27 protein-coding genes are annotated in these 24675 nt (G+C 65.5%); 1 reads left to right on the forward strand and 26 read right to left on the reverse strand.

Features of this window, described 5'->3' with window-relative positions; genetic code table 11:
- From ACOGXC_RS00035 to ACOGXC_RS00050, 4 genes are read right to left on the reverse strand one after another with little or no spacing between them, the layout of a single operon-like run.
- On the reverse strand, positions 1 to 1611 hold the full coding sequence (locus ACOGXC_RS00035) for a tail fiber domain-containing protein (RefSeq protein WP_419917443.1): 1611 nt from the start codon (positions 1609 to 1611) through the stop codon (positions 1 to 3).
- A gap of 44 nt (positions 1612 to 1655) precedes the next feature.
- A complete protein-coding gene (locus ACOGXC_RS00040) occupies positions 1656 to 2228 on the reverse strand; it encodes a 2OG-Fe(II) oxygenase (protein WP_419917444.1) in 573 nt (190 codons plus the stop codon).
- Positions 2228 to 2560 (reverse strand): hypothetical protein, encoded by a 333-nt coding sequence (locus ACOGXC_RS00045; RefSeq protein ID WP_419917445.1) that lies wholly within the window; start codon positions 2558 to 2560, stop codon positions 2228 to 2230. Before ACOGXC_RS00045 ends, ACOGXC_RS00040 begins: the two co-directional genes overlap by 1 nt.
- Positions 2553 to 2903, reverse strand: coding sequence for a hypothetical protein (locus tag ACOGXC_RS00050; RefSeq protein ID WP_419917446.1), 351 nt, complete (start codon positions 2901 to 2903; stop codon positions 2553 to 2555). The genes ACOGXC_RS00045 and ACOGXC_RS00050 overlap by 8 nt, the downstream gene beginning before the upstream one ends.
- A gap of 69 nt (positions 2904 to 2972) precedes the next feature.
- Between ACOGXC_RS00050 and ACOGXC_RS00055 the strand changes: the two genes are divergently transcribed.
- Positions 2973 to 3347, forward strand: a complete 375-nt coding sequence (locus tag ACOGXC_RS00055) for a hypothetical protein (protein ID WP_419917447.1) — start codon at positions 2973 to 2975, stop codon at positions 3345 to 3347.
- Here the strand turns inward: ACOGXC_RS00055 and ACOGXC_RS00060 are convergent.
- The 22 genes from ACOGXC_RS00060 to ACOGXC_RS00165 all read right to left on the reverse strand — a co-directional run bounded on the left by ACOGXC_RS00060 (position 3317) and on the right by ACOGXC_RS00165 (position 24668).
- Entirely contained in the window at positions 3317 to 3883 is a 567-nt protein-coding gene (locus ACOGXC_RS00060) for a hypothetical protein (RefSeq protein ID WP_419917448.1), read from the reverse strand. The genes ACOGXC_RS00055 and ACOGXC_RS00060 overlap by 31 nt on opposite strands.
- The gene (locus ACOGXC_RS00065) at positions 3880 to 4122 is read right to left on the reverse strand and encodes a hypothetical protein (protein ID WP_419917449.1); all 243 of its coding nucleotides are present in this window, start codon (positions 4120 to 4122) and stop codon (positions 3880 to 3882) included. The genes ACOGXC_RS00060 and ACOGXC_RS00065 overlap by 4 nt, the downstream gene beginning before the upstream one ends.
- A gap of 13 nt (positions 4123 to 4135) precedes the next feature.
- Positions 4136 to 4906, reverse strand: coding sequence for a hypothetical protein (locus ACOGXC_RS00070; protein WP_419917450.1), 771 nt, complete (start codon positions 4904 to 4906; stop codon positions 4136 to 4138).
- Complete coding sequence (locus ACOGXC_RS00075) at positions 4907 to 5599, reverse strand: SDR family oxidoreductase (RefSeq protein WP_419917451.1); 693 nt, start codon at positions 5597 to 5599, stop codon at positions 4907 to 4909.
- Between the two features lie 10 nt (positions 5600 to 5609).
- Entirely contained in the window at positions 5610 to 5996 is a 387-nt protein-coding gene (locus tag ACOGXC_RS00080) for a fibronectin type III domain-containing protein (protein WP_419917452.1), read from the reverse strand.
- Positions 5953 to 6147, reverse strand: coding sequence for a hypothetical protein (locus ACOGXC_RS00085; RefSeq protein ID WP_419917453.1), 195 nt, complete (start codon positions 6145 to 6147; stop codon positions 5953 to 5955). The genes ACOGXC_RS00080 and ACOGXC_RS00085 overlap by 44 nt, the downstream gene beginning before the upstream one ends.
- A gap of 10 nt (positions 6148 to 6157) precedes the next feature.
- Positions 6158 to 9061, reverse strand: a complete 2904-nt coding sequence (locus ACOGXC_RS00090) for a fibronectin type III domain-containing protein (protein WP_419917454.1) — start codon at positions 9059 to 9061, stop codon at positions 6158 to 6160.
- A 9-nt stretch (positions 9062 to 9070) separates the two neighbouring features.
- A complete protein-coding gene (locus ACOGXC_RS00095) occupies positions 9071 to 10942 on the reverse strand; it encodes a putative Ig domain-containing protein (protein ID WP_419917455.1) in 1872 nt (623 codons plus the stop codon).
- 6 nt (positions 10943 to 10948) lie between these two features.
- A complete protein-coding gene (locus tag ACOGXC_RS00100) occupies positions 10949 to 11587 on the reverse strand; it encodes a hypothetical protein (protein WP_419917456.1) in 639 nt (212 codons plus the stop codon).
- Entirely contained in the window at positions 11587 to 12288 is a 702-nt protein-coding gene (locus ACOGXC_RS00105) for a DUF6682 family protein (protein ID WP_419917457.1), read from the reverse strand. The genes ACOGXC_RS00100 and ACOGXC_RS00105 overlap by 1 nt, the downstream gene beginning before the upstream one ends.
- Positions 12289 to 12294: 6 nt before the next feature.
- Positions 12295 to 12573: a hypothetical protein gene (locus ACOGXC_RS00110; RefSeq protein WP_419917458.1), complete on the reverse strand. Its 279-nt coding sequence runs from the start codon at positions 12571 to 12573 to the stop codon at positions 12295 to 12297.
- Positions 12570 to 13421, reverse strand: coding sequence for a helix-hairpin-helix domain-containing protein (locus ACOGXC_RS00115; RefSeq protein WP_419917459.1), 852 nt, complete (start codon positions 13419 to 13421; stop codon positions 12570 to 12572). Before ACOGXC_RS00115 ends, ACOGXC_RS00110 begins: the two co-directional genes overlap by 4 nt.
- Positions 13422 to 13442: 21 nt before the next feature.
- Positions 13443 to 13955 (reverse strand): hypothetical protein, encoded by a 513-nt coding sequence (locus ACOGXC_RS00120; RefSeq protein WP_419917460.1) that lies wholly within the window; start codon positions 13953 to 13955, stop codon positions 13443 to 13445.
- 28 nt (positions 13956 to 13983) lie between these two features.
- Positions 13984 to 14151, reverse strand: a complete 168-nt coding sequence (locus tag ACOGXC_RS00125; protein ID WP_419917461.1) for a hypothetical protein — start codon at positions 14149 to 14151, stop codon at positions 13984 to 13986.
- Positions 14152 to 14213: 62 nt separating this feature from the next.
- Complete coding sequence (locus ACOGXC_RS00130; RefSeq protein WP_419917462.1) at positions 14214 to 15497, reverse strand: DUF4043 family protein; 1284 nt, start codon at positions 15495 to 15497, stop codon at positions 14214 to 14216.
- Between the two features lie 3 nt (positions 15498 to 15500).
- Positions 15501 to 16598 carry a hypothetical protein gene (locus ACOGXC_RS00135; protein WP_419917463.1) on the reverse strand — a complete coding sequence of 366 codons (1098 nt, stop codon included), beginning with the start codon at positions 16596 to 16598 and terminating at the stop codon, positions 15501 to 15503.
- 52 nt (positions 16599 to 16650) lie between these two features.
- Positions 16651 to 18837, reverse strand: a complete 2187-nt coding sequence (locus ACOGXC_RS00140) for a hypothetical protein (protein ID WP_419917464.1) — start codon at positions 18835 to 18837, stop codon at positions 16651 to 16653.
- Positions 18838 to 20337, reverse strand: coding sequence for a terminase large subunit domain-containing protein (locus tag ACOGXC_RS00145; RefSeq protein WP_419917465.1), 1500 nt, complete (start codon positions 20335 to 20337; stop codon positions 18838 to 18840).
- On the reverse strand, positions 20334 to 20741 hold the full coding sequence (locus tag ACOGXC_RS00150) for a hypothetical protein (protein ID WP_419917466.1): 408 nt from the start codon (positions 20739 to 20741) through the stop codon (positions 20334 to 20336). Before ACOGXC_RS00150 ends, ACOGXC_RS00145 begins: the two co-directional genes overlap by 4 nt.
- An 8-nt stretch (positions 20742 to 20749) precedes the next feature.
- Positions 20750 to 21712: a hypothetical protein gene (locus tag ACOGXC_RS00155; protein WP_419917467.1), complete on the reverse strand. Its 963-nt coding sequence runs from the start codon at positions 21710 to 21712 to the stop codon at positions 20750 to 20752.
- The gene (locus ACOGXC_RS00160; RefSeq protein ID WP_419917468.1) at positions 21712 to 23880 is read right to left on the reverse strand and encodes a hypothetical protein; all 2169 of its coding nucleotides are present in this window, start codon (positions 23878 to 23880) and stop codon (positions 21712 to 21714) included. The genes ACOGXC_RS00155 and ACOGXC_RS00160 overlap by 1 nt, the downstream gene beginning before the upstream one ends.
- A complete protein-coding gene (locus tag ACOGXC_RS00165; protein ID WP_419917469.1) occupies positions 23880 to 24668 on the reverse strand; it encodes a hypothetical protein in 789 nt (262 codons plus the stop codon). Before ACOGXC_RS00165 ends, ACOGXC_RS00160 begins: the two co-directional genes overlap by 1 nt.
- Positions 24669 to 24675: the final 7 nt, after the last annotated feature.

The following is a 24675-nucleotide window of genomic DNA, read 5'->3' on the forward strand; positions in this document are numbered from 1 at the left end:
TCAGATCCTTTCCTGCATAAGGTCTCGAAGAACCCCGCCGTAATCGACGTAGTTGATGCCGTTTTCGTCGTGGTAGACGTGCTCGGGCATGACCTTGTGGACCTCATCAGCCATGAGGCCCGTGTATTTCGTGCCGGGTTCATCGATGTACTCGAACTCGTAGACGGTCAGATCGTCCGGCAGTTCGCCGATTGGTTTGATCTCACGCTTCAGGCGGCGGTCAGAGCCGAGTGCAAAGGCCAGACCCAACATCCCGATGGCGGTTCCCGCCGCACTGTATTTCCCGGAAGTCCTCGCCGCCGACACCCCCTTGTCGGCGGCGTACTTGTTCATCCGTTCGTCAGCGGCGATGCCCTCGCGCTCCAACTCCGCCCCGAGCAGATCCTTGTGCAGCCCGCCGTACATGGAACCGGCAAGCCCCGTGTTCCGCATGGCCTCGCTGCCGACGCCGAGCATCTGGTCGTGCAGGCCGGCATACAGGCCGCTGGTGGCCCCCACACCGCGCATGGCCTCGCTGCCGACGCCGCGCCACAGATTGAGCGCCGACAGCCGGTTGGCCATCGAGCTCTGCTGCGCCTGTGCGATGGTGCCGATGGATGCCCTTGACGCTCCGAGACCGGCCCCCAGGGCGGAGAGTCCCCCCGCCCGGGCAGCGATGCCCCGGCCCCGGTGCCCGAGGGCGGCTTCGCGCAGGGCGATGCCCCGATTGAGAACCCCCGTCCGGGCCCCCGTCATGGCCCCGGCCGTGTCGCCGGCCTGACCGAGCGCCAGCGAACGCATGGCCCCGGCGAACTTCCCGGAACCCGGTCTCATGCCGTAGCGGCCAAGCATGTTCATCAGCCCGGCCCGCTGCCGGCCGTAAGATTGCGCTACATCCGAAGCCGCCCGGCCTTCCTCCATGGCAATCCGGCCTGCCGAGTCGTATTCGTCGGCTTCCTTCGAGAAGCGGTCGATGGCCCCGGAGTACTTGTCGATCCGGCCCTGCATGTCGCGGACCCGGCCGAAGTAGCCGTCCAGTTCGCGCCCGTGCCTCGCCAGTTCCCGGTCGAAGCGCTTGATGGCGCGGGCATCGGCTTCCTCGGCCGCCGGAACGAGCCGCTCCATCCCCGGTTGGGCGTGTTTCTTGTAGGCGTCCCACTGGTCGCGGGAGATTGCCCCGTATTCCTTGGCGCGGTCCTCGGCCTCGCCCAGCAGGCGGCCCTGGGCGTCCTTGTAGGTCTTCCACTGGTCCTCGGCCAGACCGGCAAACTTCTTGATGCCGGCCTCGGCATCGGACAGGTACTTGTCCTGCCGGGACCTCTTGTCGTCGGCCCGCTTCTCGGCAGCGGTCTTTTCCTCTTCCTCGCTAGATTTCTTGCCCTGGTATTTCGGGTTCCGTATCGTTACGTATTCATAACCTTGCCGAGGGTCCGAACCCCTCATCACCTTTTTGGTGATGAATTCGGGTTCGCCGGAGGAGTCCTTGCCGCCGCCCTTGATATTTTTGCCAATCCCTTCGCCAGCCATTTCTTTGGCGACGAGCCCTTTGCTCCGGATAGTCTTTTTGGTAGCGTCAGCGGCCTTTTTGAAACCGGCTTCGAGGCCCTTCCCTGCTAGATCCCCAAGAAACATTATCATGGCGCATCACCCGACATCAGGGTGGGCCAGACTCAATCCTAGCAAATCCCCCCGATTGTTCCACGTGAAACAATCGACCGGTAGTTGATCTGCATCACGTACCGGTCGGATTGCGGCGGCCGGACCCGGTGCAGGGTCTTCCAGTGCACCAGCACCATCCTGCCCGCCAACTGCGGACACAGCACGTTCTCGCCTCCGCCGAGGGGCATGATTTCGACTTCCCCGCCCTCGCGCACGGTGTTCAGGGCGATGATGGCAGTCGCGTGCATGTTGTCGCATCCGTCATCGTCCATGTGCCAGTCCAGTCCGTCCCACGGCGGGCGGTGGTAGATCTGTGCGGCCACCGGGACCATTTCGTTCTGGCGCATCAGGCTGCCGGCGAGGAAGACGGCCCGATCGGCAATCGGGGCTATCAACTGGTAGACCTCGGGGAACAGGTGCTCGCCGATCTCGTCGATCCGGATGCCCCCGGTATGGGGGTGTTTCGGGATCAGACCCTTGCGGAACAGGCCGAGGCTCCGGAGCCTCTCCGTCAACATCGTGAAGTCGTCGCGTTCGGCCTCCGTCAGGAAGTCGGTCCAGATGGCGAAGCCTTCCGAGACCGGCGGCACTAGTCGGCAATCCGGCGCGTGGTCAGCTTCACCCCCGTGAACAGCCGCCGGAACGGCTTCGACAGGGTGAACAGGACGCCGGGAGCCTCGACCTTGCCGACCGAGGCCGCCGGTCCGCACCGGCAGAATTCGTCCCGGACGCATTGCCCGTCCACACGGGAGAGTTGCACCGCCGCGAGGAAGTCCTCGCCGTTGTCCGTGTAGCGGCCTTCGGCGGTGTAGCCGTCGGTGTCCACCGATACCAGCCGGCCGGCGCGAAGGATCAGGATGCAGTATTCGTCGTATTCCGGCATGTGGCCGAGATAGACGCCATCCGGGACGGGTTCAGGCATCGGCAGACAGGGGCACCGAGACCCGGCGGGCGATCCTGACTTCCGGCTCGTAGCGGTTCTTCTCGACCGTGACCTTGATGGAATCGTCGAAGACCGTCCCGGACATGATGACCGGTCGCGGCGCCGCTTCCGAATCATCGCCCGCCGTGACGAACCGGCAGAAACCGGCACCGGAGAACCGGTTGTTGACGGGGTTGTGGCGGTAGTAGCCCTCCCATGCCTCGCCGTTCGAGTCGATGAAGAAGAACCGCCCGTTGCGCAGCAGCAACACGCCGCGCCAGTCGTCCTCGGTTGGCCGCCGCGAGACGTACACGCCGGCCAGGTTCGTAGTAGTTTCCGTCATGGTGTGGGCCCCTGTGAGAGGAACATGAACGGTATACCAGAATGCCTGACCAAGGAAGATTGCCTCCGGGTGCGCTCGCACGTGTGGGGCCTCGACCATCTTGATGCCACGTGGGACCGCGACCTCGATGTCCGACGGCCCCTCGTCATGCGGTTGCGCGAGGACGACCAGACGTGGCTGTTCGACAAGGTGAACCCCCGTATCGGGGTCGCCGAGCTCGTGTTCTTCGAACAGACCAAGTTCACGCCTGACAACCAACTCCCGCTGACGGGCTACAACTCCACGCTGCTACTGAGCGATACGGGGGAGTTCGTGGTTGACACGTCCGCCGGGGCGTATCTGCACATGGAGCAGGGAACCCTGTGCTGGCACGGGGAGACGCCGCTCTGGCCGAAGCTCACGTGGGGGGTGCGCTACGTACTGCTCGGGGTCGGCCGGTCCTGAGTGAACGTCTCGGGCCGGTAATACAGGTGGGCGAGGACGATGCGGTTGCCCTCGAAGGCCGGCCGTTCGTGCAGCAGCCGGGCACCCTCATAGAGGGTGAAGGTCCCCGGATTGAGCGCAATCTCGTCCTCCAGGTTCCGGAGACGCACGGACAGGTCCAGCGTCCGGATGTGCCACGGCGCATCGGCATCGAGCGTCAGGACCAGACAGAACATCTGCGCCGGGTAGCGGTCGATGTGCGCCTCGACCCTCGCCCCCTTGTGGTAGAGCATCGGGCCGTGCATTTCGGTCGCAATGACCGGCTCCCCGACCGCCTGCGAGACCATCGGCACCAGTTCGTCGTGCAGATGGCGGACCGGGGCCCAGGCGACCTGAACCCCCGGCCCCCGCGCGAGGTCGCTCTCCCTCAGGCTGGCGATGCGGGGTTCAGCCGAGGCCGGCTGCGACCAGATGCCGGTTTCGATGTAGCACGGTATCCACGTCCGTCCCGCCACCTGCGCAGCATCACGGGCGCGAATCATCATTTCGGTTTTCAAACCCGCACCTGTTCGGTCGTGAGCGTCTCGTCGGAGTCGGGTCCGCCAACGTAAATCCGGTTTTCCCGCCGGCGCGGCGACGTGAGAACCAGAGTCACCAGCCGGCCGCCGGTGGCGAACGTGTGGCGGATGGCGGCCGGGCGGATGCGGATCCGCAGCGGGAACAGCCACCGGGCCCGGACGCTCCCCGGCGTGTGAACGAGCTCCGTGGCCAGTCCCCACAGCACGATCGAGAACATGTCGTGCCTGTGGTCATGCCAGGTCGTAAGGTCGCTCGGCTGCGAGTTGATGACGTGGAAGCCGATGGCCCACCCGTTCGGGAGTTTCAGGACCATGCGCCGGAGTGTCGGTGACCCTTTCACGGAGAACACCTTGTGTTCGGTCAGCCAGCCGGTCCCATTCCGCCTGCCTTCTTTCGACATTCTTCCGGTCCTCCGGCGTCATCACGTCGTAATAATAGAGGTAGAGATGGACGGCGGTGACCGTCATGTTCCCGTCGTATTCGATCCCGTAGGCCCAATAATCGCTGCACCGTTCGGGGATGATCGAGGGGACGAGGTGCGGCCAGCATTCCCGCACGGAACCCGGCCGCATTTCGCTCACGTAGATCCGCCGTGACAGCAACCGGGGCTGGTCCCACGTGTAGAGCTCCCGGATGCCTGCTTCGCAGTTCTCTCCGAACAGCACGAGGCCGGCCGGCAGGGCCGGAAGGGGGATCAGGTAATGCCGGTTGTGGTAGATGGCGGCCTGCCGGGCTTCCGGGCGAAGCTGCCAGTAGCCGGCCAGTCGTTCATCCTCGATGTGGATGTTGGCCGCATCGAGCAGGTGTTGGGGCGGGCGGCCGCGCATTTCGAGGCGGAGCGGACCTTCCTGAATGGCATCGGGCAGGCCGGGCAGGGGTCCGCCCCACGCTTCCGTGGCGGCGTGGATGCGGCCGAGGTCGCAATCCGGCTGGCCGATGACGTGCCGGTGCAGCTTCTCCGTGGCCTTGCCGACCCGGACCCACTGGCTTTCGTCGAACATCTACCAGTCGAGGGGGTCGCCGTTGATGTCAATCAGGGTGGTGCACTCTTCCGGGGTGAAGGCCAGATGATTCATCAGGGTCTGGCAGATGCGCACACCGGCGTCGTCGGCATGGATCGGGGCGAAGGGCCCGCCCATGCGGGTGCGCACCCAACCGGGGGAGAGAGCGATCACGTTGATGCCGTAGGGGTGGAGGTCGTGGCCCAGGGCCAGCAGGCAGGCATTGAGGGCCGCCCGCCCGGCCCGGTAGGCGTACAGGCCGCCGTGCAGCCCCTCGTGGCGGGACTGGTTCGTCAGGGCAAGGTCGGACGTGAGCGAGACGTAGAGGCTCCCCCACAGCATCTTCTCGCGGGCGGCGTTGGCGAGAAACACCGCGCCCATGGCGGTCGTGGCCAGATGCTGGAACCACCATGTGGGGTTCTGGTGCGCCGTCTCCAGCGCCTCGAGATCGGGCAGGGGGGCGAGGCCGGCGCAGTTCAGCACGATCGAGAGGTTGTCGGGGATGCGTTCCGGGTCCGGGGTCTCCACGTCGAGGGTGACCGGCACGATCTTCGGGTTGCCGATCTCCTCGATCTTCTGCACGGCGATGGGGGTGTGGCACCCGGCGAAGACCTCGTAGCCCTTCCTCGCGAAGGCGCGGGCGGAGGCTGAGCCGATGCCGCCGGACGCACCGGCTATGAGGATGCGGGGCATGGGCCAGTCCCTATGTTCCCGCCAACGATGATACCGAAGTTACGGTTGGCAGCGAATTGGTTCTGGAGTCTCGACCGGTACCGTCGTTAGCATGGACCCAGATGTAATATCGGGTGCCCGGCGTCAATCCGGTCAGCGTTACGTTCCGGGCCGTGATACCTTGTCTGGCCCCTCTGGTGCTGGGAACGAGGAAATTGTTGGTGGTGTCGTAGTACACGTCGTAATTGTCCGCGCCAGTGTAGCCATCCCAGGTCACCCGGATTGCGCCCCTTCCGGAGGGTTGTGCCTGTATCCCGCTGACAAAGCCGTTTACGTCGAACGTGGGGTCAGGATTTGAAGGCGTGGTGCCGGGATCAGGCGTCGTCACCGGTGTCGGGGCCGGTTGCCCCCCCCCCATTCCCTTCCAGTGCGACTATCCGCTCCGTCAGCGCCCGGTTCTCCTCGGCAATCGACCCCATCCGCTGGAGCAGCGTCTCCAGAAACCGTTGCAGGTCGGCGTTGTCCACACGGGGGATCGGCAGCCCGTAGCGCGGCGTCCTTCGGGTCATGAGCGGCCAGTCAACCCAAGTCGATAATGTTTGAGATCAGGATCGGGTCAGAATACGCCGACACCCCATGCGTATTCCGTGCCCGGACCTGAATCCAGTAGCCGTTCGCCCAAAGGCCGCGGGGGTTGACGAACGACGTGGCCGTGATGCCGGTGTGATCCGGCGAGGTGTTGTCCCCCAGATAGCTTGCTGCGGTGTCGTAGTTGATCTCGTAGGTGTCCGCACGGGGCACGGCATCCCAACTCAGGGTGCGAGTACCGACATCGTAGGCCACGTTGGCCGGCACACCCGGCGGGGTGTCCGGGTCAGCTATCGTCGAGGTGGCGAGGACCGGGCTGAGTGCGCTGGAGCCGCCGGCGTTGATGGCGAGGTAGGCGACCCAGTAGTTCGTCGATTCGGTCAGACCGGTGATCGTGGCTTCCGTCCCGGTCACCGTCACGTACGGATCTGAGGTGTTGACGGTCGCATCGGTCGAGTAATAGACCCGGTAGCTGGTCGCCGTGGCGACTGCACCGATCGTGACTGTCAGGGAATCTGACACTCGCGCCGAGACGGTCGGGGCGGCGGCCGGCGTCGCCGGTGCCGGGATCTGCGGCGTCGCGGTCGCGAGAACCGGGCTTAGCCCGCCCTCCCCGGCGGTGTTGAACGCCGAATACGCCACCCAGTAGTTCGTGTTGGCGTCAAGGCCGGAGATCGTGGCGCTGGTGCCCGTCACCGTCACGGAATCATCGATCGCCACTTCGACGGTGGCATCGGTCGAGTAGTAGACCTTGTAGCCCGTCGCCCCCAGGACCGCATCAAAGTTGATGGTCAGGGAATCTGACGTTTGGGCAGAGGTCGTCGGGGCGGCGGGCGGCGTGGCAGGGGCAGCCAGCACGGCCGGGCGCGGGGGAAGCTGGTAGTTGATCGAGAAATACCCGCCGGAGAGGATGCCGTTGACGGTGAAGACATCCCCTTCCTCCACCTCGATTTCGTCGCGGCTCAGGTTCTTCGTGCCGTTGAAGTCGAATCCCGCCAGCGTGTTCTGGTTGCGCTCGTGGATGGCGTTTGCCTTGAACCAATCGACCCACACCGCCGTGACCTCGGCGGGCACGGTCCAGGAATCGCCCATCACGGTGATGACTTCCTTGCCGGCGAGGGACGTGCGCAACTCGAACTCGATCTCCGAAGCATAGGTTCCCACCCCGTCGGAACTGTGACGGTCGGCCCAGGCGGCGGTCCCGGTCATCGGGGTGTCGTGATTGCTCGGCAGGAAGTTGTATTCCTCGTTCCCGTCCGCATCGGCCACCGCCGGCGAAGCGAAGGGAATCTCTACCGTATCGTTGTTGACGGTCACCCGGATGATCCCGCCGGCCTCGAACTCCGGCGACAGGTTCTGCCCATTGGAACCCCTCTGGTTCCGCTTCTCGCCAATCTGGACTTCGACGAAACCCGCCGTGATGGTGGCGTGAGCCGTGGTGTAGATGCGAATCCGGGTGATGAACCGGTCGTCCTCGCCCTCGTAATGGGCGGCGTGTTCAAGCTGGTTGTTGTTGTTGGGTTCGATGGTGACGGACGTGGTGCCGGGGAAATAGCGGTTGGCCGGCACGTCGATCGTCTGCGAGATCACGTTGATGGCGTCCCGGTCCGGAACGGCCAGGCTTTCCACGGCCACACCGGGATTCCCGATGTCGTAGCCGATCATCTGCTTCATCAGCCCGATCTGGACCTCGAAGACCTCGGAGGTTCCGACAACCTCGTATTCCCAATCGGAAAACAGGCCGATCCCGGCCGGCAGGCGGAACGGGTGACGGTCCTGAACCAGAGTCTCGTAGACCAGGGAGTAGTCCCCGTAGAGCCGCAGCCCTACCGGATATTCATCGGCCGTGACCTGTGCCGCAGAGAACGTCCTCGCCGGGCCCGGATACGGCCGCGACAGCCATTGCATCGTGCGGATGCGGTCATCCTGGAAGACATCGGTGCTCCACTCGCCGACACGATTGTCCTGATCCAGCAGGTAGACCTTGTCCTCGCCGGCATCGCGGAACAGGGCCTTGACCCCCGGCTCCCTGATGCGCACCACGCCGTCCACGTCCGGGCCGAACGCCAGCCCCCCTTCGGGGGTGAACGCCATGTAGATGCCGTCGTGGTAGGCCGCCAGAAACTGTTCGGGGTTCAGCGCCTTCCAGTCCGCCCGTTCGTAGTAGGGCGTCGAAATGAAGGACCCGCCGCCGGGCCCCACCAGCACGAGCCCTTCCGGGGAGGCGAACACGACACCCTGCCTGGCCACGTAGGAGAACGACCGCTTGGCCACGCAGGATTGCTCGAACTCCATCCTCGCCGGCACGATCTCCGACGGGTGGGTCCCGGACATGATGTAGGGGCGGCCCTCGGTGCCCACGACCAGGTTCAGCCCGAAGTTGCCCATTCCCACAATGTCATCATCGACGGTCTGGATGTAGGTCCGGGGCCAGGCGTGAGGCTGGTAGGGCTCGCTGAAATACACGTCCCGGCCATCGAACCCCGCAATCACGCCGTTGGGCAGCGTGACGATCCCTTTCAGCCCTTCCGGCGGCGGATCCCAGTCGATCGAGACCAGTTCCTCGCCAAGCTGCGACGTGAGAACCGCATCGTCGTATTCGTCGAGGGTCAGCGGAATCGTCGCCAGCAACCGGAAGGTCGTCGTGCCGGCCGTGCCCGTGGCCGAACGGTAGATCCGCTTGCGGTTGATCGAACCGTAGCCGGACGGCGCTACCGATGGCGTCCTGATCCGCACCGGGCGGATCTGCCCTTCCGTGTTGAACTCTCGCGTGACCGGGGCAGTCGGCGGGGCCGGCGGACCCTCCTCTTCGAGGTCCGTCAGGAACGTGTAGGTGTAGACGTGCGTCTCGGCAACCTTGTCACCGTCTGCCGTGAAGGTCGGGAGAGAGGACATGATCCAGCCCTAGTAGGGGTCGTTTACCCATGATGACCATGACGAAACCCCGTGGGCGTTTCGGGCACGTACCCTGACGGCTTCCCAAAATGGTCTGCCGGAACGACCAGCCAGTGGGCCAGAATATGAAAGTCCAGAGCCGGCATTCACGGTGAGGTAACGGTATATGGTCCGAGATCCACCGGTAGCCCTCGATGGTTGAGTCCGGTAAGAATAATTAAACTCGAGCTCGTAGGTTGTCGCTCGGGCAGCGGCTGCCCACTGCACGATATTGCGTGACCAGCTAAGCCCGGTCGGCGTGAGCGGGGGCGTCGTTGGCTCCGGCTCGGGGTCCGGTTCCCGGTAGGTGCGCTGGATGGCCGGTGCCCAATCCGACGTTCTGGATGCGTCACTGCTGTCCTTGGCGCGGACGCTCCACCACGTTCCGGAAGTGCTTATTCGTGCAGTGTCAAAACTCGTCCCGGTATTATCGGAAAAATCGGCATAGCTTTGGGCGTCCGCACCAGATTGCGTGAACGAGTATTTGATGTCGTAGTGCGTCGCACCGGGAACGGAGCTCCAGCGCAATGCCTGTTCGTTGAAGTTCAGACCCGTAGGTGTGGCGAGTTTCACCAGATAGGTCCGCTCGACGGCGGGGGCCCAGGCCGAACGACCGGCGCTGTTCACCGCCCGCACCGACCACCAGGCTGAAATTGCGGCTGAGCGGATACTCGTATCGAAGGTCGTTCGTGTCCGGTTACCGAAATCAGGGTACGATTGCGCGTTGGCACTGGCTTCCGAATAACTGTATTTGATGTCGTAGCTCGTCGCCCCCTGCGAAGCGTTCCATTGCAGTTCGCGCTGATTGAACCGCAGACCGGTCGGGACGGGGGGAATCTCCGGATCATCCGGCTCTTCATCCGGCTCGTCCGGATCAGGGTCGGGTTGCTCGTCCTCCGTCATCTGGAAGCTGTCTGACCAGGGGCTCGGGCCCGCCCCGTTCACCGCCCGGACGGCAACCCATCTGTACGACCGTATGTTGAAGCTGGTCGCCGTGATGCCGGTGAAGTCGTAACGGTCCTGGGCCTGGAGTGCGGAGCGGGTCGTATGCCACTTGATCTGGTAGCTCGTCGCCCCCTGCACGGCGTTCCATGACAGGATCGTGCCCTCGTGACCCAGTCCGGCCGGCGCATTCGGCCGCACCGCCGCCCGTTCCGACACCACGTAGTTGATGCACCGACTCGTGCCCTGATACCCAGAAGCGCTCGCGCCGTAATCGAACGCACCGCTCGCTGTCCGAAGCGGGGTGCCCGTGATCCGGCGCGTGGAAGGGTTGAAGAACAGCCCCGGCGGCAGCCCCGACACCGTGTAGGACAGGCTCGGGCTTCCTTCCGAGACCGTGGCCGCCGGCAGTTGCTCGTTGACGTACTGCCCAATCCGCCACGACCTCGACCCGATGACCGGGATGGTGATGACCTTGAGCGGAATCCGGAGCGGGGCCGGGGTCAACTCGGCCGGGCCGGTCGGGGCCGGAACCCCGAGCCGACGCGACGGGGGCACACCGGGGGACTTGAACCCCTGCGCAACGATGATCTCTCGGGTCGTGTGGCGCGGGTATCCGTCGCCGGTCCAGATCACCCGCTGAATGTCGTCTCCCGTGACCGGGGCCGGGGCAACATCCACGTCCTTCGCCCAGGCGAACCACTCGAAGTCCGAATAGCGGTAGATGGCAATCGTTCCGAGCGGGAACTCCTCGACGCCTTCAATCCTCCGCAGATGCGGGATCGGGCGGATGGACCCCCGGTCGATCCAGCAGTCGGCAGCAATCTGCGCCGCCGTATCCGGCAGCAGCCTCGGCGACACCTTCGGGATCATCCCGAGAAACTTGTTGTGCCCGAGCATGGATTTTCACACGAACGCGATGGGTTCGGTTTCGAGCGGCTGCCTCGACCCCTTGCGGGCCTTGGCAATCGTCGCCTCGGACACCCTCGCCTGATACTTGCCCCGGAAGATCCCCGCCAGTGCGGGGTCCGTCCATTCCTTGTTGGCGAGGCTCAGGAGCTCGAAGATGCAGTAATCGGCGATGCCCTCGCCCCACAGTTCCGACATCCAGTCGGGCACCGCCGACGCCGTGCTCAGGTTCTCCAGCACCGCATCCACGTGCAGCGTCATGGCCTGGCTGATCGTGCGCGGCTCCAGCACCAGATCCCTCGTCGGAATGTCGTAGCTCCATTCCTCGTTGGGCAGGTCCTCGGGCTCCATGTTCGGGTCGATGGCGTAGCGCACTCTCGAGATCGAGTTCAGATACGACCCCGCCGGCAGCACGAAGTCGGTCACCCCGACAGTGCGCGACGGAACCTCGATCCGGAACCGCAGCATCGGGTTGGCCGGAGGCTGCAAGTCCACCTTGCCGACGTTCACGTCCCACACCTTGGTGTCCTGACAGAACTGCTTGGCCGCCCGCTTGAGATACGTCGCCATCAGCGGGTCGGACACCCCGCTCACGTGCGCCCGGACGGTCGGGTAGAGGTCGGACAGCGCACCCATCAGCGCCGCCTCCCCCGCCCGTACGAGCCCCGGTCCTGCGCCGTCGTGACTTCCTGCGTCACCACGATGTCGGACTCGTTCTCGTCGGCCCGGCCGAGCAGCAGCGTCATGAACCGCTCGAAATACAGGTTGGCGACTTCCGGGGTATGCCCCTGCACCGGCATGTCCTTGAGGAACGCACAGTGCATCACGTAGCTGTGCAGGGTCGGGATGTAGATTTCATCGAGGGCCATGGTGTCCGTGGCCGAATCGATGTCGTCGGGCACCTTCGAGTAGATGAGTTCGACCTGCCCCTGCCCCGCCGCCGGCTGCGGCGGGGAGACGTAGAAGGTCTTCCGCGCCCGCACGTCGTAGTTGAAGTTGGCCACCACGGCCGCCGGGTCCTGCGTGGTCCACGAACGGTCGATATCGAGGTCGCCGCGAGCGGCCGAACCGATGGCGGGGCCGGGCGTCGTGCCGTCGGTTCCCATGTTCCGGGTGATGGTGAGCAGGGTGAAGCCGTCCGCCGGGATGGTCTGGCGCACCCCGGCAACCAGCTTCACGGTATCGATGATCGGGTTGGCTTCGGGCCTTAGCAGGACGGTCGCCCGTTGGGCGTCGCTGATGTATTCGAGCAGTTCATCGATCGGCCACCGTGAGTTGGACGGGTCGTTCAACCCACGGGCGGCCCGATCGATGAGGACCTGGGCCTGAAAGGCCATCTACGGTCAGCCGGCCAGGTTCGGACCTAGAGGCTCCGTGAGGTCCGGTGTCTTCAGTTTGGGTGCCGGGGTCGGGTCCACCAACCCGGCGTGCTGGCCCATGAGCCGGGACACGGCCACGAAGTCGGCCTTCGCATCCACTTCCGTGGCGAAACCGGCCTGGATCCCGTCCTTCTCGGCTTTCTTGGTGCCCGGGGCACCATGACGGGCCCTGAGCGACCCGTCCTCGCGGAAACGCCAATACCAACGGCCCTTCCGCTCGAAGGTTTCCACTGTCGTCGTCATTTCTTGCTCCTTGCAAGCTCCTGCGGGGTTGGCAATCCGGTGAGGCCGGCAGAGGCAGGCTGTTTTGGCCCACTATCCCCGCCGCCTGCCAGCCTCGCCGGATTGCCCACGAGGTCACGGGCGGCATCGCGCCAGCCCCTGACCTTCGGTTCTGCGTGTCCCACCACCTTGATGCCGCCGGCGACCTTCGCCAGTGCAGCGTCTTCGAGGCTGGCCATGTCCAGCACACTCGACACCCCGACCGCCGCCAGTTGCACGGCCATCTTGGGGCCGATGCCGCTGATCGTCGTCAGCGGCTTCTGCGCTGCCTCCGGCAACGGTTCCGGGTCGGGCTCGGGTTCCGGGTCGGGTTCCGGTGCGGGCGGCGGTTCCAGTGCGGCGACCCCGAGGAGCTTGGCCGAGATCGTCTGCACGTCCGCCCCTGACAGCTTCACCACCCGTTCCAGTTCCGCCACCGACTTCAGCACCGTGTTGATGTGCCCGACCAGATCATCCCTCGACCAGTTGTCCTTGACCATCATGCCGAGCCGCTCTTCCGAGAAATCGACCAGACAGGCGCGAGTCGCCTCGCGCCCCCTGACTTCATCCCCGTTCTTCTCGGTGACGATCAGCACATCGATCGGGTCGCCCTCCTCCGGGTTCTCGACCACACCCTCGCCGGCCGCCTGCTGCCGGTCCTTCTCGGGGTGCAGGACTTCCTTGAAGAGGTTGGGGAAGCTCGAAAGCAGCTTATGAGCTCTTTCCTCGTCCCTGACGATCTGAACGTCGCCGGTTCCGTGCCAGATGGTGTTGGTGCCGAGCAGGCGGTCGCGGTGAAAGTCACCCGGTCCGACGTACTGGATGCGCATGACAAACCCTCCTGGCAGCCTCTAGAGGTTGCCGGTGTATTCGTAATCGATGTAGAAGCGGACCCCGAACTGCGCCCCGGCGGCAATCGCGTTGACGACCGTCGCCGTGAGATACACGTTCGGCTGGTTGACGATCAGCGGAGCGTGGCGGGTTCCGTAACCGGTGGCGGAGGCAGGGTCGCCGATGCTTCTGACCGTTTCGGCGTCAGCGAGGGAGAGATCTGCGAAAAAGAAATCCGCATCGTCCGCCCAGGTTCCGGCGCCGACCTGTTCGTGGCCGACATCGAGCACGTCTCCCGACGCCGCCACATCGTAGACAAGGGCGGCAATTTCGTGGATCGTGGCTCCCTCCGGAAACTTCCAGAGGTAGATCAGGTCGTTCGCCGCCCAGGCTTTGGTGGCGCGGTCCGCACCGGAAAAAGCCGCCAGCGGAACGATGTCGCTGTTCAGGGTGACGATCTTGCGGGAGAGATTCCCGTCCGGGCCGGCGTAATCCCGCTCCAGACGCAATCCCGGGTTGAGAAACTTCGGCATTTGCTGCTCCTAGGTTGGAGAGGGGAGGCTAATCCTCCCCTTCTCCCTGTTCAGTGGGCTCGGGGTCCGGCCAGCGGCGCTTGTGCGCCGCCAGCATGGCATCGGCCGCCCGCACGACTTTCGCGGTTTCATTGGCTGTCGAACGGATATAGACGGGGTTCGTCTGGGGGTAACTGAGGAAAATGTCCCGCGTCACGTGCGGCAAAGCCGCACGTGCATAGCGAGTCCACAGCTTCTCGTCGCGAGACGGCTTAGTCGTCACGAGGTGAGATTCCCCCGGAGGGTCTCCCCGGCCCCCGAGTATGGATCAGGCGCGTAGCTGTCAATGACCGCGCACCCGAAGTCCGTCAGCTTGTTGTCCGAACCCTCGAAACGGAACTTCGCCATCCCGTCCATCGTCCGGGCTGACACTTCCAGCGTGTTCTTGTGGTCCAGAAGCTCCTCGTTCCACATCAGCGGCAGCGAGTCCATGCCCTTCGGCGTCCCGTCGCCTTCGATGTAGGCCAGAGCCTGACCGCCGATCAGAATCGCCCGATGCACGATCGAGGTATCGGCACCCACCGCCGAGGTCGTGACCGCACCCGTATCGGAGTCCGTGGTCCTGACATTCGTTCCGGCCCGGAACTCGATCGGACGCGGCATCTGCTTGATGAGCAGCCGGTTCCAGAGACCCGGATCGTCGTTGAACAGCGGGTGATTGCCCGCCTTCCCGGCCCGCACCCTCGCATCGGCCTGATACTGCCGCCATCCGGTCCTTGACCGGTTGGCCTGCGTCACGAGGTAGTGCCACTGCCATTCCGACACCATCAGGCACCAGATCGACTGCTGCATCCCGTCAAGCTTGATCGGGGCCGGCGGATACGGCATCGACCGGAGCTTGGCGGACAGCACGTCGAGGTCTTCCAGCGTCAGCGGATCGGCGGCGGTCAGCGCCGCCACATTCGCCTTGCCCCCGGCCATGAAGTGTCGGTTCGAGGTCGGCGGCTGCACCGGGTTAATCATGATGTCGTTGAACTCGCCGTGCGAGTCCAGCGGCACCGCCCAATCCTCGTCCATGGCGTCGCCCCGCTGACCGCCCATGTGGACAAGAATCCGCTGGTCGTTCAGCCGTCCGAAGTACTTCCCGAGCTCGGCCTTGGCCGTCATCCGGAGGTTGATCGAAGTCCGCTTCTGGCTCATGCGCGAACCGGGCTTCACCGCCTTCCGGGTCTGGTTGATGATCGCCTCCATCTCGGTGAGCTGGAGGTTGTCGCCCCGGCCTTCGAGTTGGCGGTCGCCCATGGTCGGCAGCCCACCCAGGGTCTTCACCATGTCGCACGTCACGCGGTCGCCGCGACCCTTCGAGAGGTCGGCAATCCGCACGATCGGCATGTCCGGCGTGGTCTGCTGCTTTTCAATCTTGGCGCGGGTGTTGAACTGCGACGGCTTCTTGCCAGCCATCATGCGGTTGAACACGCAATTGCGCTCCGTTTCGGCGAGCAGCATCACCGAAAACATCTTGATCGCCTGCGGTGAGGCGGTCGAAACAACAGTGTCGGCCAAGGCCTATTCCTCCAGGAGCTTGGCCGCCGCTTTCTCCATGGCGCCCATGGACAGCCTGCCGCTGTCAAAGGCGTCCCGCAATTCCCCCGCGCCCATGCTTTCAAGGCGTTCGGGGAGCGCGTCCGGCGTGGCCCCACCCGTGATATCCGAGATCGTCTGGAGTCCCGTGCTCGCCTTGGCCCTGGCGTCTTTCGCCGCCAATTCCCTGGCAATCTGTTCGTCCGACTTCCCGGCGTTGTCTGTTTGCGCGGGTGGAGACCCAGGCGAGGGTGCGCCGCCGCTCGCCTTCACCATTCTTGCAACCTCGGCGAATCTCTCCGGCTGAGGTCGATCCTTCCATTCCGGGCTCTTCATCAGGGCCTGGTCGATGGAAGTTGCGAGATTCCATGCTGCGGGCGACCTTGATTCGTCGCCCTCGTAGAACGCCACGGCGTCCTGCTGCCACTGCTTCAGTTCCGGCAAGGCGTCCACATCGGCCTGATTGCGGGAAGCAGCATCGATGACTTCATCCCTCTCTGACCGGGCCCGTGCGAGCTCGGCTTCACGTTCGCTGTCGATCTCGGCGAGTCGGGCCTTCTTCGCCGCATCCAGCGCCTCGCGCATTTCTTCGGCCGCCTCCGGCCCGTAGTTCTCCTCGAACTCGGCCAGCTTCTTGGCATCGGCGGCGTTCAGCTTTTCGACGGCGGCAACCTTGTCCTTGATCTTCTCCGAGATTTCCTCCCGGATCTTCGTCTCGGACGAACGCACCGCCTCTTCGCGTTCCATTTCCATGAGCCGCTGCTGTGCGGCGTCACGTTCCTGCCGGGCCTGTTCCAGTTCGGTCAGTTCGGGAGTTTTTTCTCCCTCGTCAGCTTTCTTGTCGTCCGTGCCGGCTTCCGCACCTTCCGCTTCGGGCGCGGCTTTCTGTCCTTCCTGACCTTCTGCTTCACCGTCCTCGGCCCCCACTACCTCGTTCCATTTCGCAATGGGGACGCCCTCGGCCTCGGCGGCTGCGTTCCTCGCCAGCGTCCGTTCAACCTCGTCGTCGTACAGATCGACGATCGAAGTCTCGTACGAGTTGATCTTCTCGATCGTTTCCTGGTCGAGTGAGACCTTTTCCATCTTCGGGGTAACCGGGGGCCGGCCCTATTGTCGGAAGAAACGCACGGGATTGTCAATCCCCGCTTTTCTTCTTCGCCTCGGAAGCCTTCTTGGCGTCGGCCTGATTGGCCGCCGAAGCCAGTCTCGCCGACGCCTCGATGGTCTTGGCGCGGGTCTCCATTTCCTTCCGGTCCTGTTCGTCGCGGAGCACATCGACCTGCGCCAGTTCGCTGATCGTCTTGGCCTCGGTGAGATCGGTGTCCGCCCCGGCGGCCTTGTCGGCCCTCGCCTTGTCGTGCGCCGCCTTGGCCTGCGTCGCCATCAGTTCGGCCTCGGTAATCATCATCTGCAACTGCTCCATGCGCTGTTGCAGTTCCTGCTGGCGCTGCTGGTTCTCGATCATGGCCTGCCGCTTCTGCGGATCCTTCGGCTCCGGCCCGTAGCCGGTGAGCTCCCGAATCCGTTCCAGCATTTCCTCGCTCTCGGGCAGCGCCGCCGCCCGCACCACGAGGTCCATCATCACCGCCTGCATTTCCGGCGGCATCGACTTGATGATCTCGGTCAGTTGCTGGAACTTCTGTTGCAGGTAGGTCACCGAAGCCGGCGTCTCGCCCAGGGCAATCCGGGTGTGCGCCATCACCACGTCGTTGTCGCGCAGCCCGTCGGCGCGCATCCGGTTCAGCACGATCTTGTGGCGCTTGCCGTCGCCCTGCATGTCGGTGTCCACGCCCACATCGTTCAGGTCCATCGTGTCATCGACGATGTAGTCGAACAGCCGCTCGGCGGCCCGGAGCTTCGCGTTGCGGTAGTTGTCCACGATGATGCCGAGCACCTGCGTCGTCTGCTCGACCAGGGTCTCGATGGCCACCCCGGACCGGCCGGCCTCGATGGTCCGGCCCATGAACTCCGGGTGCAGGCCGGTCACCTCGAACAGGTTGACCTTGGCCTCCTGCAACAACTGGAACGTCACCGAGCTCTTGTCGGTCGTCGGGAGCTCCTGCAACCCGACCTCGCCCCGCCGGTCCGCCCGGAGCACGACAAAGGCGTTCAGCTTGTTCAGTTCCCGCTTCGTCATGGCCGGGTCATCGACCGCATCATCGTCGACGATGTAGCGGCGGTTGGCGGTGTCGAACAGCATCCTCGTGTGCCTCGCGTTCAACGCCTTCTGCGCCGATATCATCCTCGCCACCAGCCCGTACGGGGACCCGTCGTTGTCCTTGCGGTAGCCCACCATCGGGATGTAGTGCGGCTTGTTGTTGGGCAGCGGGTGGTCCTCCAGCCGAATCGGCCCGAGGTAGAACGCCTGCCGCAACTCGGCGGTCACCCCCCGCTGATGGCGGGCCAGACCCCGGCGCAGGGCCTCGACATGGATCGGGTGTTCGCGGTCGAACGCCATCACCCGCCCGTCGCGCGTCCGCAGCGTCTCGGCAATCCTCGGCACCGTGTAGAGAATCTCGTAGAGACAGACGCGCCCCCGGCCGGGGTGCCGCCACTCGTCCTCCTCCAGCGTCCACCGGAACTCCTGTTCGAGCGAGTGCGCCAGTTCCTCGTGGATGTCCACGTCCCCGAGCGTCCCCCACTCGGTCGTCCAGCCGTCGGCGAACCCCGTGACCGCCCCCTCGATCTCCTTGCGGTGCTGCGGCATGTGGCGCACCAGATCGTCGCGGTCCAGCCAGCGCCGCCGGAGCATGTAGCGGGCATCGGAATAATCGTGGTTCCGGGCGCGATAGTCGTAGAAGCACTCGCGCCACGGCACCAGACCCACCCGGTAGGGATACCCGTAGGGGTCCGGGTTCCGGCTGACCTCCATCGTCGCCAGGCCCATCTGCACCTGCCGCTTGAAGCCGTGGCCGATCATCTGGTTGAAGCGGGTCATCCGCAGGGCTTCCTTGAACTTCACGTTCAGCCCCATGGCGGCCTCGTAGGACTCCTCGGTCTCGGGGATGCAGTTCAGGTCCGCCCGCGTGATGGTCTCCCACCCGGCGACGGCATCGATGGTCGGGGCGGTCACGTTGATGATGACCGGCGCCATGCCGAACTGCTTCATCTTCATCAGGATTTCGCGGTCAAGCTGATCGCCGTCGTAGAACGCCATGGCGAGTTCGGCTTCCTTGCGCCACTCCGGCTCCAGCCGGGTCTCCCACATGAAGCGGTAAAGCTGCTCTCTGGAGTAGGAACCGTCGCGCTGCGGGTCGATGTCGTGATCGACCGGCGGCATGAAGTCCGCCCCTCGGGTCAGTTGCCGGCTTTCGTTCTGCATCTAGAAACCCACTTCCCAGTGCGGATCGTCCTTGTCTTCGTGGACCTTCTTCTTTCCGGTGTGGGCGAAACGGAGCATCATGATACCGTATCGGGTGGCGTCCATGAGATCGTCGTTTTTCTTCACGATCTCGAGCTTGCCCGAAGGCGTCGCCTTGCGGTGGTAGGTGCGCATTTCCTCGAACCACAGGTTGCAGTTGGCGAACACCCGGAAGCGGCCGTGTTCCATCCGGTCGTGGATCTCGAGGATGCCCCGCTCGACCGACAGGACCGACTGCATCGGGGCGTGGCCGGACTGGCCCCTGGTCTTCCGCCGCTCCCCCTTGAACTGGGCATAGGTCGGGAGCGTCACCATCCCTTCCGACCGGAACATGTCGGCAATCTGCGACCCCGTGGACTTCTCCGACTGGACTCCGTCCCTCGGCCACGCCCACTTGATCGACCGGCCCCAGTTCCTGAGCCGGATCCAGTGTTCGGCCGGCAGCTTCGCCTTCTCCCGGTATTCCCGGACCACGTAGACGACATCGCCCTCGACATCGTGGGCCAGCAGCACCGCCCCGGTCGGGTGCGCACTCTCGGTCGAACCGCCGAAGTCGATGCACCCGAGCAGGCGGAAGTGCTCCGGGATCGAGAACGGCGGCACCTCGATCGTCTCCCTCGCAAACGGGTAGATGGTGCCGGAACCGAGCGCCGGTTCGCCGTAGATCCTCGCCCGGCGTTCGTGCGCCGGCCACGACCGGATCTCCGAATCCCGTTCCTCGTCGGTCAGGTGGTGCGCGTCGTAGATCGTCATCGACGTGGTGTGGCGGCGCGACTTCTCCTCTGGCTCGGGGTCCTTGAGATACAGGTTCACGACCTCGGAATACCCCTGCAACGGGGTGAACGTCATGATCGTCCGGCCCTGCACGGCAATCGTCCGCGCCAGACCCTCCTGATAGATCATCCACGGCGGTTCCTCGTCGAACCACACGAGGTTGACCGGCGGGCCCTGCCACGCCTCGCGCTTCTGCGCGTAGTTCCGGAACTTGAGCATCGACAGCCCGCCGGTCACGTGGCGGACCATGTAGAACTCGTAGGCGTCGGCGATGCCCCCCGACCGGCCGTAGATGCCGGTGAGACACCGTTCCGGGATCATCCCGGTCCCGACTTCCCGGGGCCGGCCGAGCAGCACCCGCTGCGGGTTGTCCCGTGTGCTCTCGGCCGTCTCGCCCGAGGCCCAGCAGACGATCGGGGCCGGGTAGCGGTGCCCGAGCCAGTGGTCGGGGTATTCCCCGGTCAGGTGCATGGCGACCTCGGCCCCGGCCGAGAACGTCTTCCCGTTCTGGTTGCCGGCCTTGAGCAGCCGGTTCCGCCGGTAGCGCCCGGCGATGTGGAACAGAAGCTGCTTCGGGTAGGCCCGGTAGTCCTGCAACTGATCCGTCTTGAGATACGAATCGAGGGCCCCGGTCAGGATCTTCCGGGTGCTGTCCGACAGGCCGTTCAGCCAGCGGAAGTCCTTCATCCGGCCTTGGCCATCAGGTCAAGATGTTCCTTGAGCACCAGCAGTTCGTCCCTCGGCAGGCCGCGCAGCGCCTCGCGCAGGGGGTTGTCCACCACGTCTTCGTTGCGGTGCAGCCCCTTGAGCCGCGCCAGTTGCTCCGACACCCTCGCCTTGTCCACCCATTTCACGTTGAACATGCCGGTCTTGTGGTTGGTCGTGAGGGCGGTGATGGCGTTGGCCTCGTTGTCCGACCACTGGTCCGGCGGGATCGGCGTCGGCGGCGACACCCCCGGTTCGTAGATGCGCCGGATATCGGCCGAGAGGACGCCCTGCAACCGTTCGGCCAGGGCGTCGATCTCCTGTTTCGACTGGCTCCCGGCCTCGCCGGCGAAGATGTCGTCGATGTCGCGGTCGGTGGTGGGCATGGCGGCCGTTACTCCCGGATGGCCCGCTCCAGCATATCCCTCCGGCCGAGCCCCCGCTCGATTTTCGCGCGCCGCATTTCCTCCGGCCCGGCTTCCCACAGGGCGGCCGCCTCGTCCCAGGACAGGTCTTCGGCCTTCACCCCGTAGGCGTCGAACAGCAGTTGCAGGCCCCGGCGCTGCGCCGGCAGGAACCGGAGATTGCCGCCGCCGATCAGGTGGAAGATCTCCTCCGCGGCCTTGTCCCCGATGTTGGGGCCGTGCAGTTCCCGGATCGCATCGAGTTCCAGCTTCGGTTTTCGATCGGCCCACGGGCCCGCCCGGCGGTCGGTGCCGTAGTCGGGGTCGATCATGGCGAGCCGCAGGGTGCGGACGATCAGCCGGCGCGACACGGGCTGCATCCTGATGCATTCCGGCCGGGGGGAATGGATCTTCCTCCACGCCACGGGCACCAGGTCGTGCAGCCGCCCCCGCCGCCATACGGGAATCTTCTTCGTCTTCGACGAATTGGAGCTCCAGACCGACCGGGCAAGATCGAGCAGGGCGTCGTCATCCAGTTCGAGAAACGCCTCGTCCCACGTCGCCGGCTTCCACCATCCGGACGGGCCGTAGACCCGCTTCGCCTCGGCGTCGGCCTCGGCTTCGGACGCTCCGAACACCGCCTGACCGATCTGCTGGCCCGAGAACTGGTGCCGGGCGTCGCCCTTGCACAGCATGTACGGGAACATTTCCTCGGCCGTGCCGGCCCCGCCCTCGACCAGCGCCCGGATGCGCTTCTTGGCGAAGATCATGCGGTGGCGAAGCTGGAAGCTCAGGTGGCAGGCCATGTATTCCGACACGGCCATGATGAGCCCCTGCTTGCGGCCCGGCTTCCACGGGTAGCGGTCCTCTGCCGTCGGTTCCGGGGCCGAAGTGGTGCACCGCCACAGCCGGACGGTGCCGTAGGTCTGCCACTTCGGCCCCTTGGGTTCCACTATTCGGTCTCGGTCCAGAGCACGGCCATGTGGTATTCGTCGGCCATGACCTCGGCCGCATCCAGATACCCCTTCCGCTGGTCGAGGCCGATCACGTCGGCCCCGTCGATGATCGCCACCGGCGACTTCGCCACCGCCGCCAGTCCGAGCCGGCAGGCGGTTTCGGCCCACCACCGTTCGGCGTTGCTCGCCGCCTCGACCGGCAGCCCGTTCACCAGAATCCGCCGTTCGGCGGTGTCGATCCGGACTTGCGGCAGCCACGAACCGGCCGAAATGACGGTCCGGGCCACGATTTCCATGGCCTCCTGCATGACGGCCTCGCCCTCATACAGCTTCCTCGCCTGAATCCCCTTGTCCGGCGACAGGATGGTCCGCACCCGGTCCCACTGCAAGGCTTCTTCCTGCGCTCTCGCCGCCTCCTCGTAGGCATGGCGCACCCGGACCGCTTCGGCCGCCTCGCGCTGCACGTCGGCGGCAATCAGCTTGCGGCGCGACGCCTCGGCGCACTCGGCGTCCGACGGGGCTTCCGGCAGTCCGGATTCGATCTGCTTCTCGGCCTCCTCGATCCGGCCCTGCAACCGGCCGATATTCTCGACCGCCTCGCGCCGGAAGGTGGCGGCGGAGACCACCTTTTCCAGCCTCGAACCGACCTCCCGGAACTCCCGTTCGGCCCGTCCGTAGGCGTCCGTCCGGCGGCTGATCTCCTCGCGCCACCGGGCAATCGCCTCGCCGGGTGATTCCTCCGCCTCGTCGGCCTTCGCCTCCAGATTCGCGATTTCGTCCAGCATGTCCTGAATGCCCGGCGGGGTGGCGTCGTCGTTTTCGGCGTCCGCCAGTTCGCTCCGGGCCTCGTCCAGCGACTCCTCGCAATGCTCGCGCCGGCGTTGGGCCGAATCCAGTCGGGAGCGCAGCTTCTCGAGGCTCTGGGCGCGGCGCTTCTCGTTCAGGGCCGGCGGCAGGCCCTGACCGCAGGTCTCGCACGTGAGGTCGGCGGATTCCAGCAGGAGCATCGACTTCTTCAGGTCCGCCACCTTCTGTTCGGCCTCCTCCAGCCGGTTTTCGCCGTCATCGACCCGGCCCCGCAGCGTCCGGACATGTTCTCTCTGCCACCTCTCGTTGCGGGCGCGGGTGTCCTGCACCCGCCGGCGGAGCTCGGCGGCCCTCGCAGCGTCGCGTTCGGCCGCTTCTCCGGCCTGCCGCGCCCGCTCCATGGCCGTCTTGCCCTCCCGGACGCCCTGTTCGGCCTCGTCGCGGGCGGCCTCGGCCTGCCTGAACTCGGTGCGCAGGGCTTCGACCTCGCCGCCATCCTTCTTCCGCTGTGCCTCCTGCGCCGTCTCCAGTTCCATCCGCAGTCCGGAGATCCGGACCAGTTCGGCCTCGTGATCCTGCCGCACCCTTTCGGCGTTCCGGACCTGTTCATCGAGCCGGGCGGCTTCCGCCGCCAGCAGCCGTTCGGCCTCGGTCGCGTCGTGCAGGCGTTCCTCCAGTTCGGCGAGGCCCCGGCCCTCCAGTTCGGCCGTCCACCCCTTCGGGCGCCACTTGGCGGCAATCGCCGACCCGTAGGTGCGCCGCTCGCCGTCGGCCGCCGAGGCCACATCGGCCCATCTGGCCTTGGCCTCCCGGCACTGCGTGTCGGCCACCGCCCACGCCGATTCGAAGCCCTTCTGCACGGCGTCGCGGTCGGCGTCGGCAGGGATGGCCTGTTTCGCCAGCCTCGCCGCCGTGACCTGATCGGTCGCGGTTTCCAGTTCGGCCGCCAGTTCGGCCGCCGTGACCGGTTCCGGCAGGATGGCATCGAGCCAGCGCCGCGACGCCGCCCGGCGGGTGCCGCCGAGCAGGGGCTGGCCGAAGCGCAGCACCGCCTCGGGCACTTCCGGGGCGTTCCCGGCCGTGACGAAGGTTGCGGACGCCGGTTCCCACGTCACCGACCACGTATCGTCGGACACCACCGCCCGGCACTCCTCTCCGGCCGCCTCCTTGCGGACGTAGAGGCCGTTCCTCGGGGCCAGCCCGAGCGGGTCGGCCACCCTCGACAGACACGCCGCCAGACACGCCGAGAGCGTCGTCTTGCCGGCGGCGTTCGGCCGGCGCACGACCTGCACCCGGCCCGGTTCCAGTTCCACGGTCCCGGTTTCGAGACCGCGCACGTTCGTGACTTCCAGCTTCATCACTCGAGCCCCCACGGGGGTTCGGCCGCACCGACGGCCCCGTCGCGGGCCTGCCGGTCAGCCTCGGCCGCCCGCTTCTGCGCCTCTTCCCATTCCTTCTCGTCCGGGTCGATCGTCCCGGCCCCGACGAAGGCGCCCTCGTCGGATTCGATCGGTTCGACCTCGACCACTTCCTCGCCGCCGTCGCGCTGGCGGACATCGGCCACGCCCATCCCGAACAGCACATCGGCGAACAGGCCCCTCGCCAGCTTGCCCGTGGCCCTCGCCACCAGCATGTCGGCGAGGTTCTGTTTCCACGCCAGATTGTCCTTGCCGGTCCGGGTCTTCTTCATGTGGGCGTACTGGCTTTCCCTGACCACCACCTTCATGGCGTCGCCGTTGTCGGCCCGCACACCCGTCGCCACGGCCCCCGGTTCGGTCGCCCCGGTGCGCTGGCCGTCCTTGTCCACCACCGGCACCATCACCGGCTTCACGGTCAGCGACCGGCACACCGGCGAGGCGAGGATGATGGCGCGTTGCAGGTTGGCCGACACGTACGGCTGCCCCTCGACGATCCAGATTCCCCTCGCCGCCGTCATGGGCCCGATTCCGAGCTCCAGACCCGACAGGATGATCCCGGCCATCTTGCCCTGTTCCTTGTCGTCCTTGCCGAGCAACTGGCAGGCCAGTTCGCCCATCTTCATGGCCTCGTCCAGATTGGCCGGCCACATCGGCTCCGGCCGGTGCACCTGCACGTTCTGCTGCGGCCGCACCGCCAACTGGCGCTGCTGCTTCACCTTGTCCGTCATGGTTTCT

The sequence above is a fragment of the Candidatus Poriferisocius sp. genome, from assembly GCF_965202595.1.
Lineage (GTDB): Bacteria > Actinomycetota > Acidimicrobiia > Acidimicrobiales > Bin134 > Poriferisocius.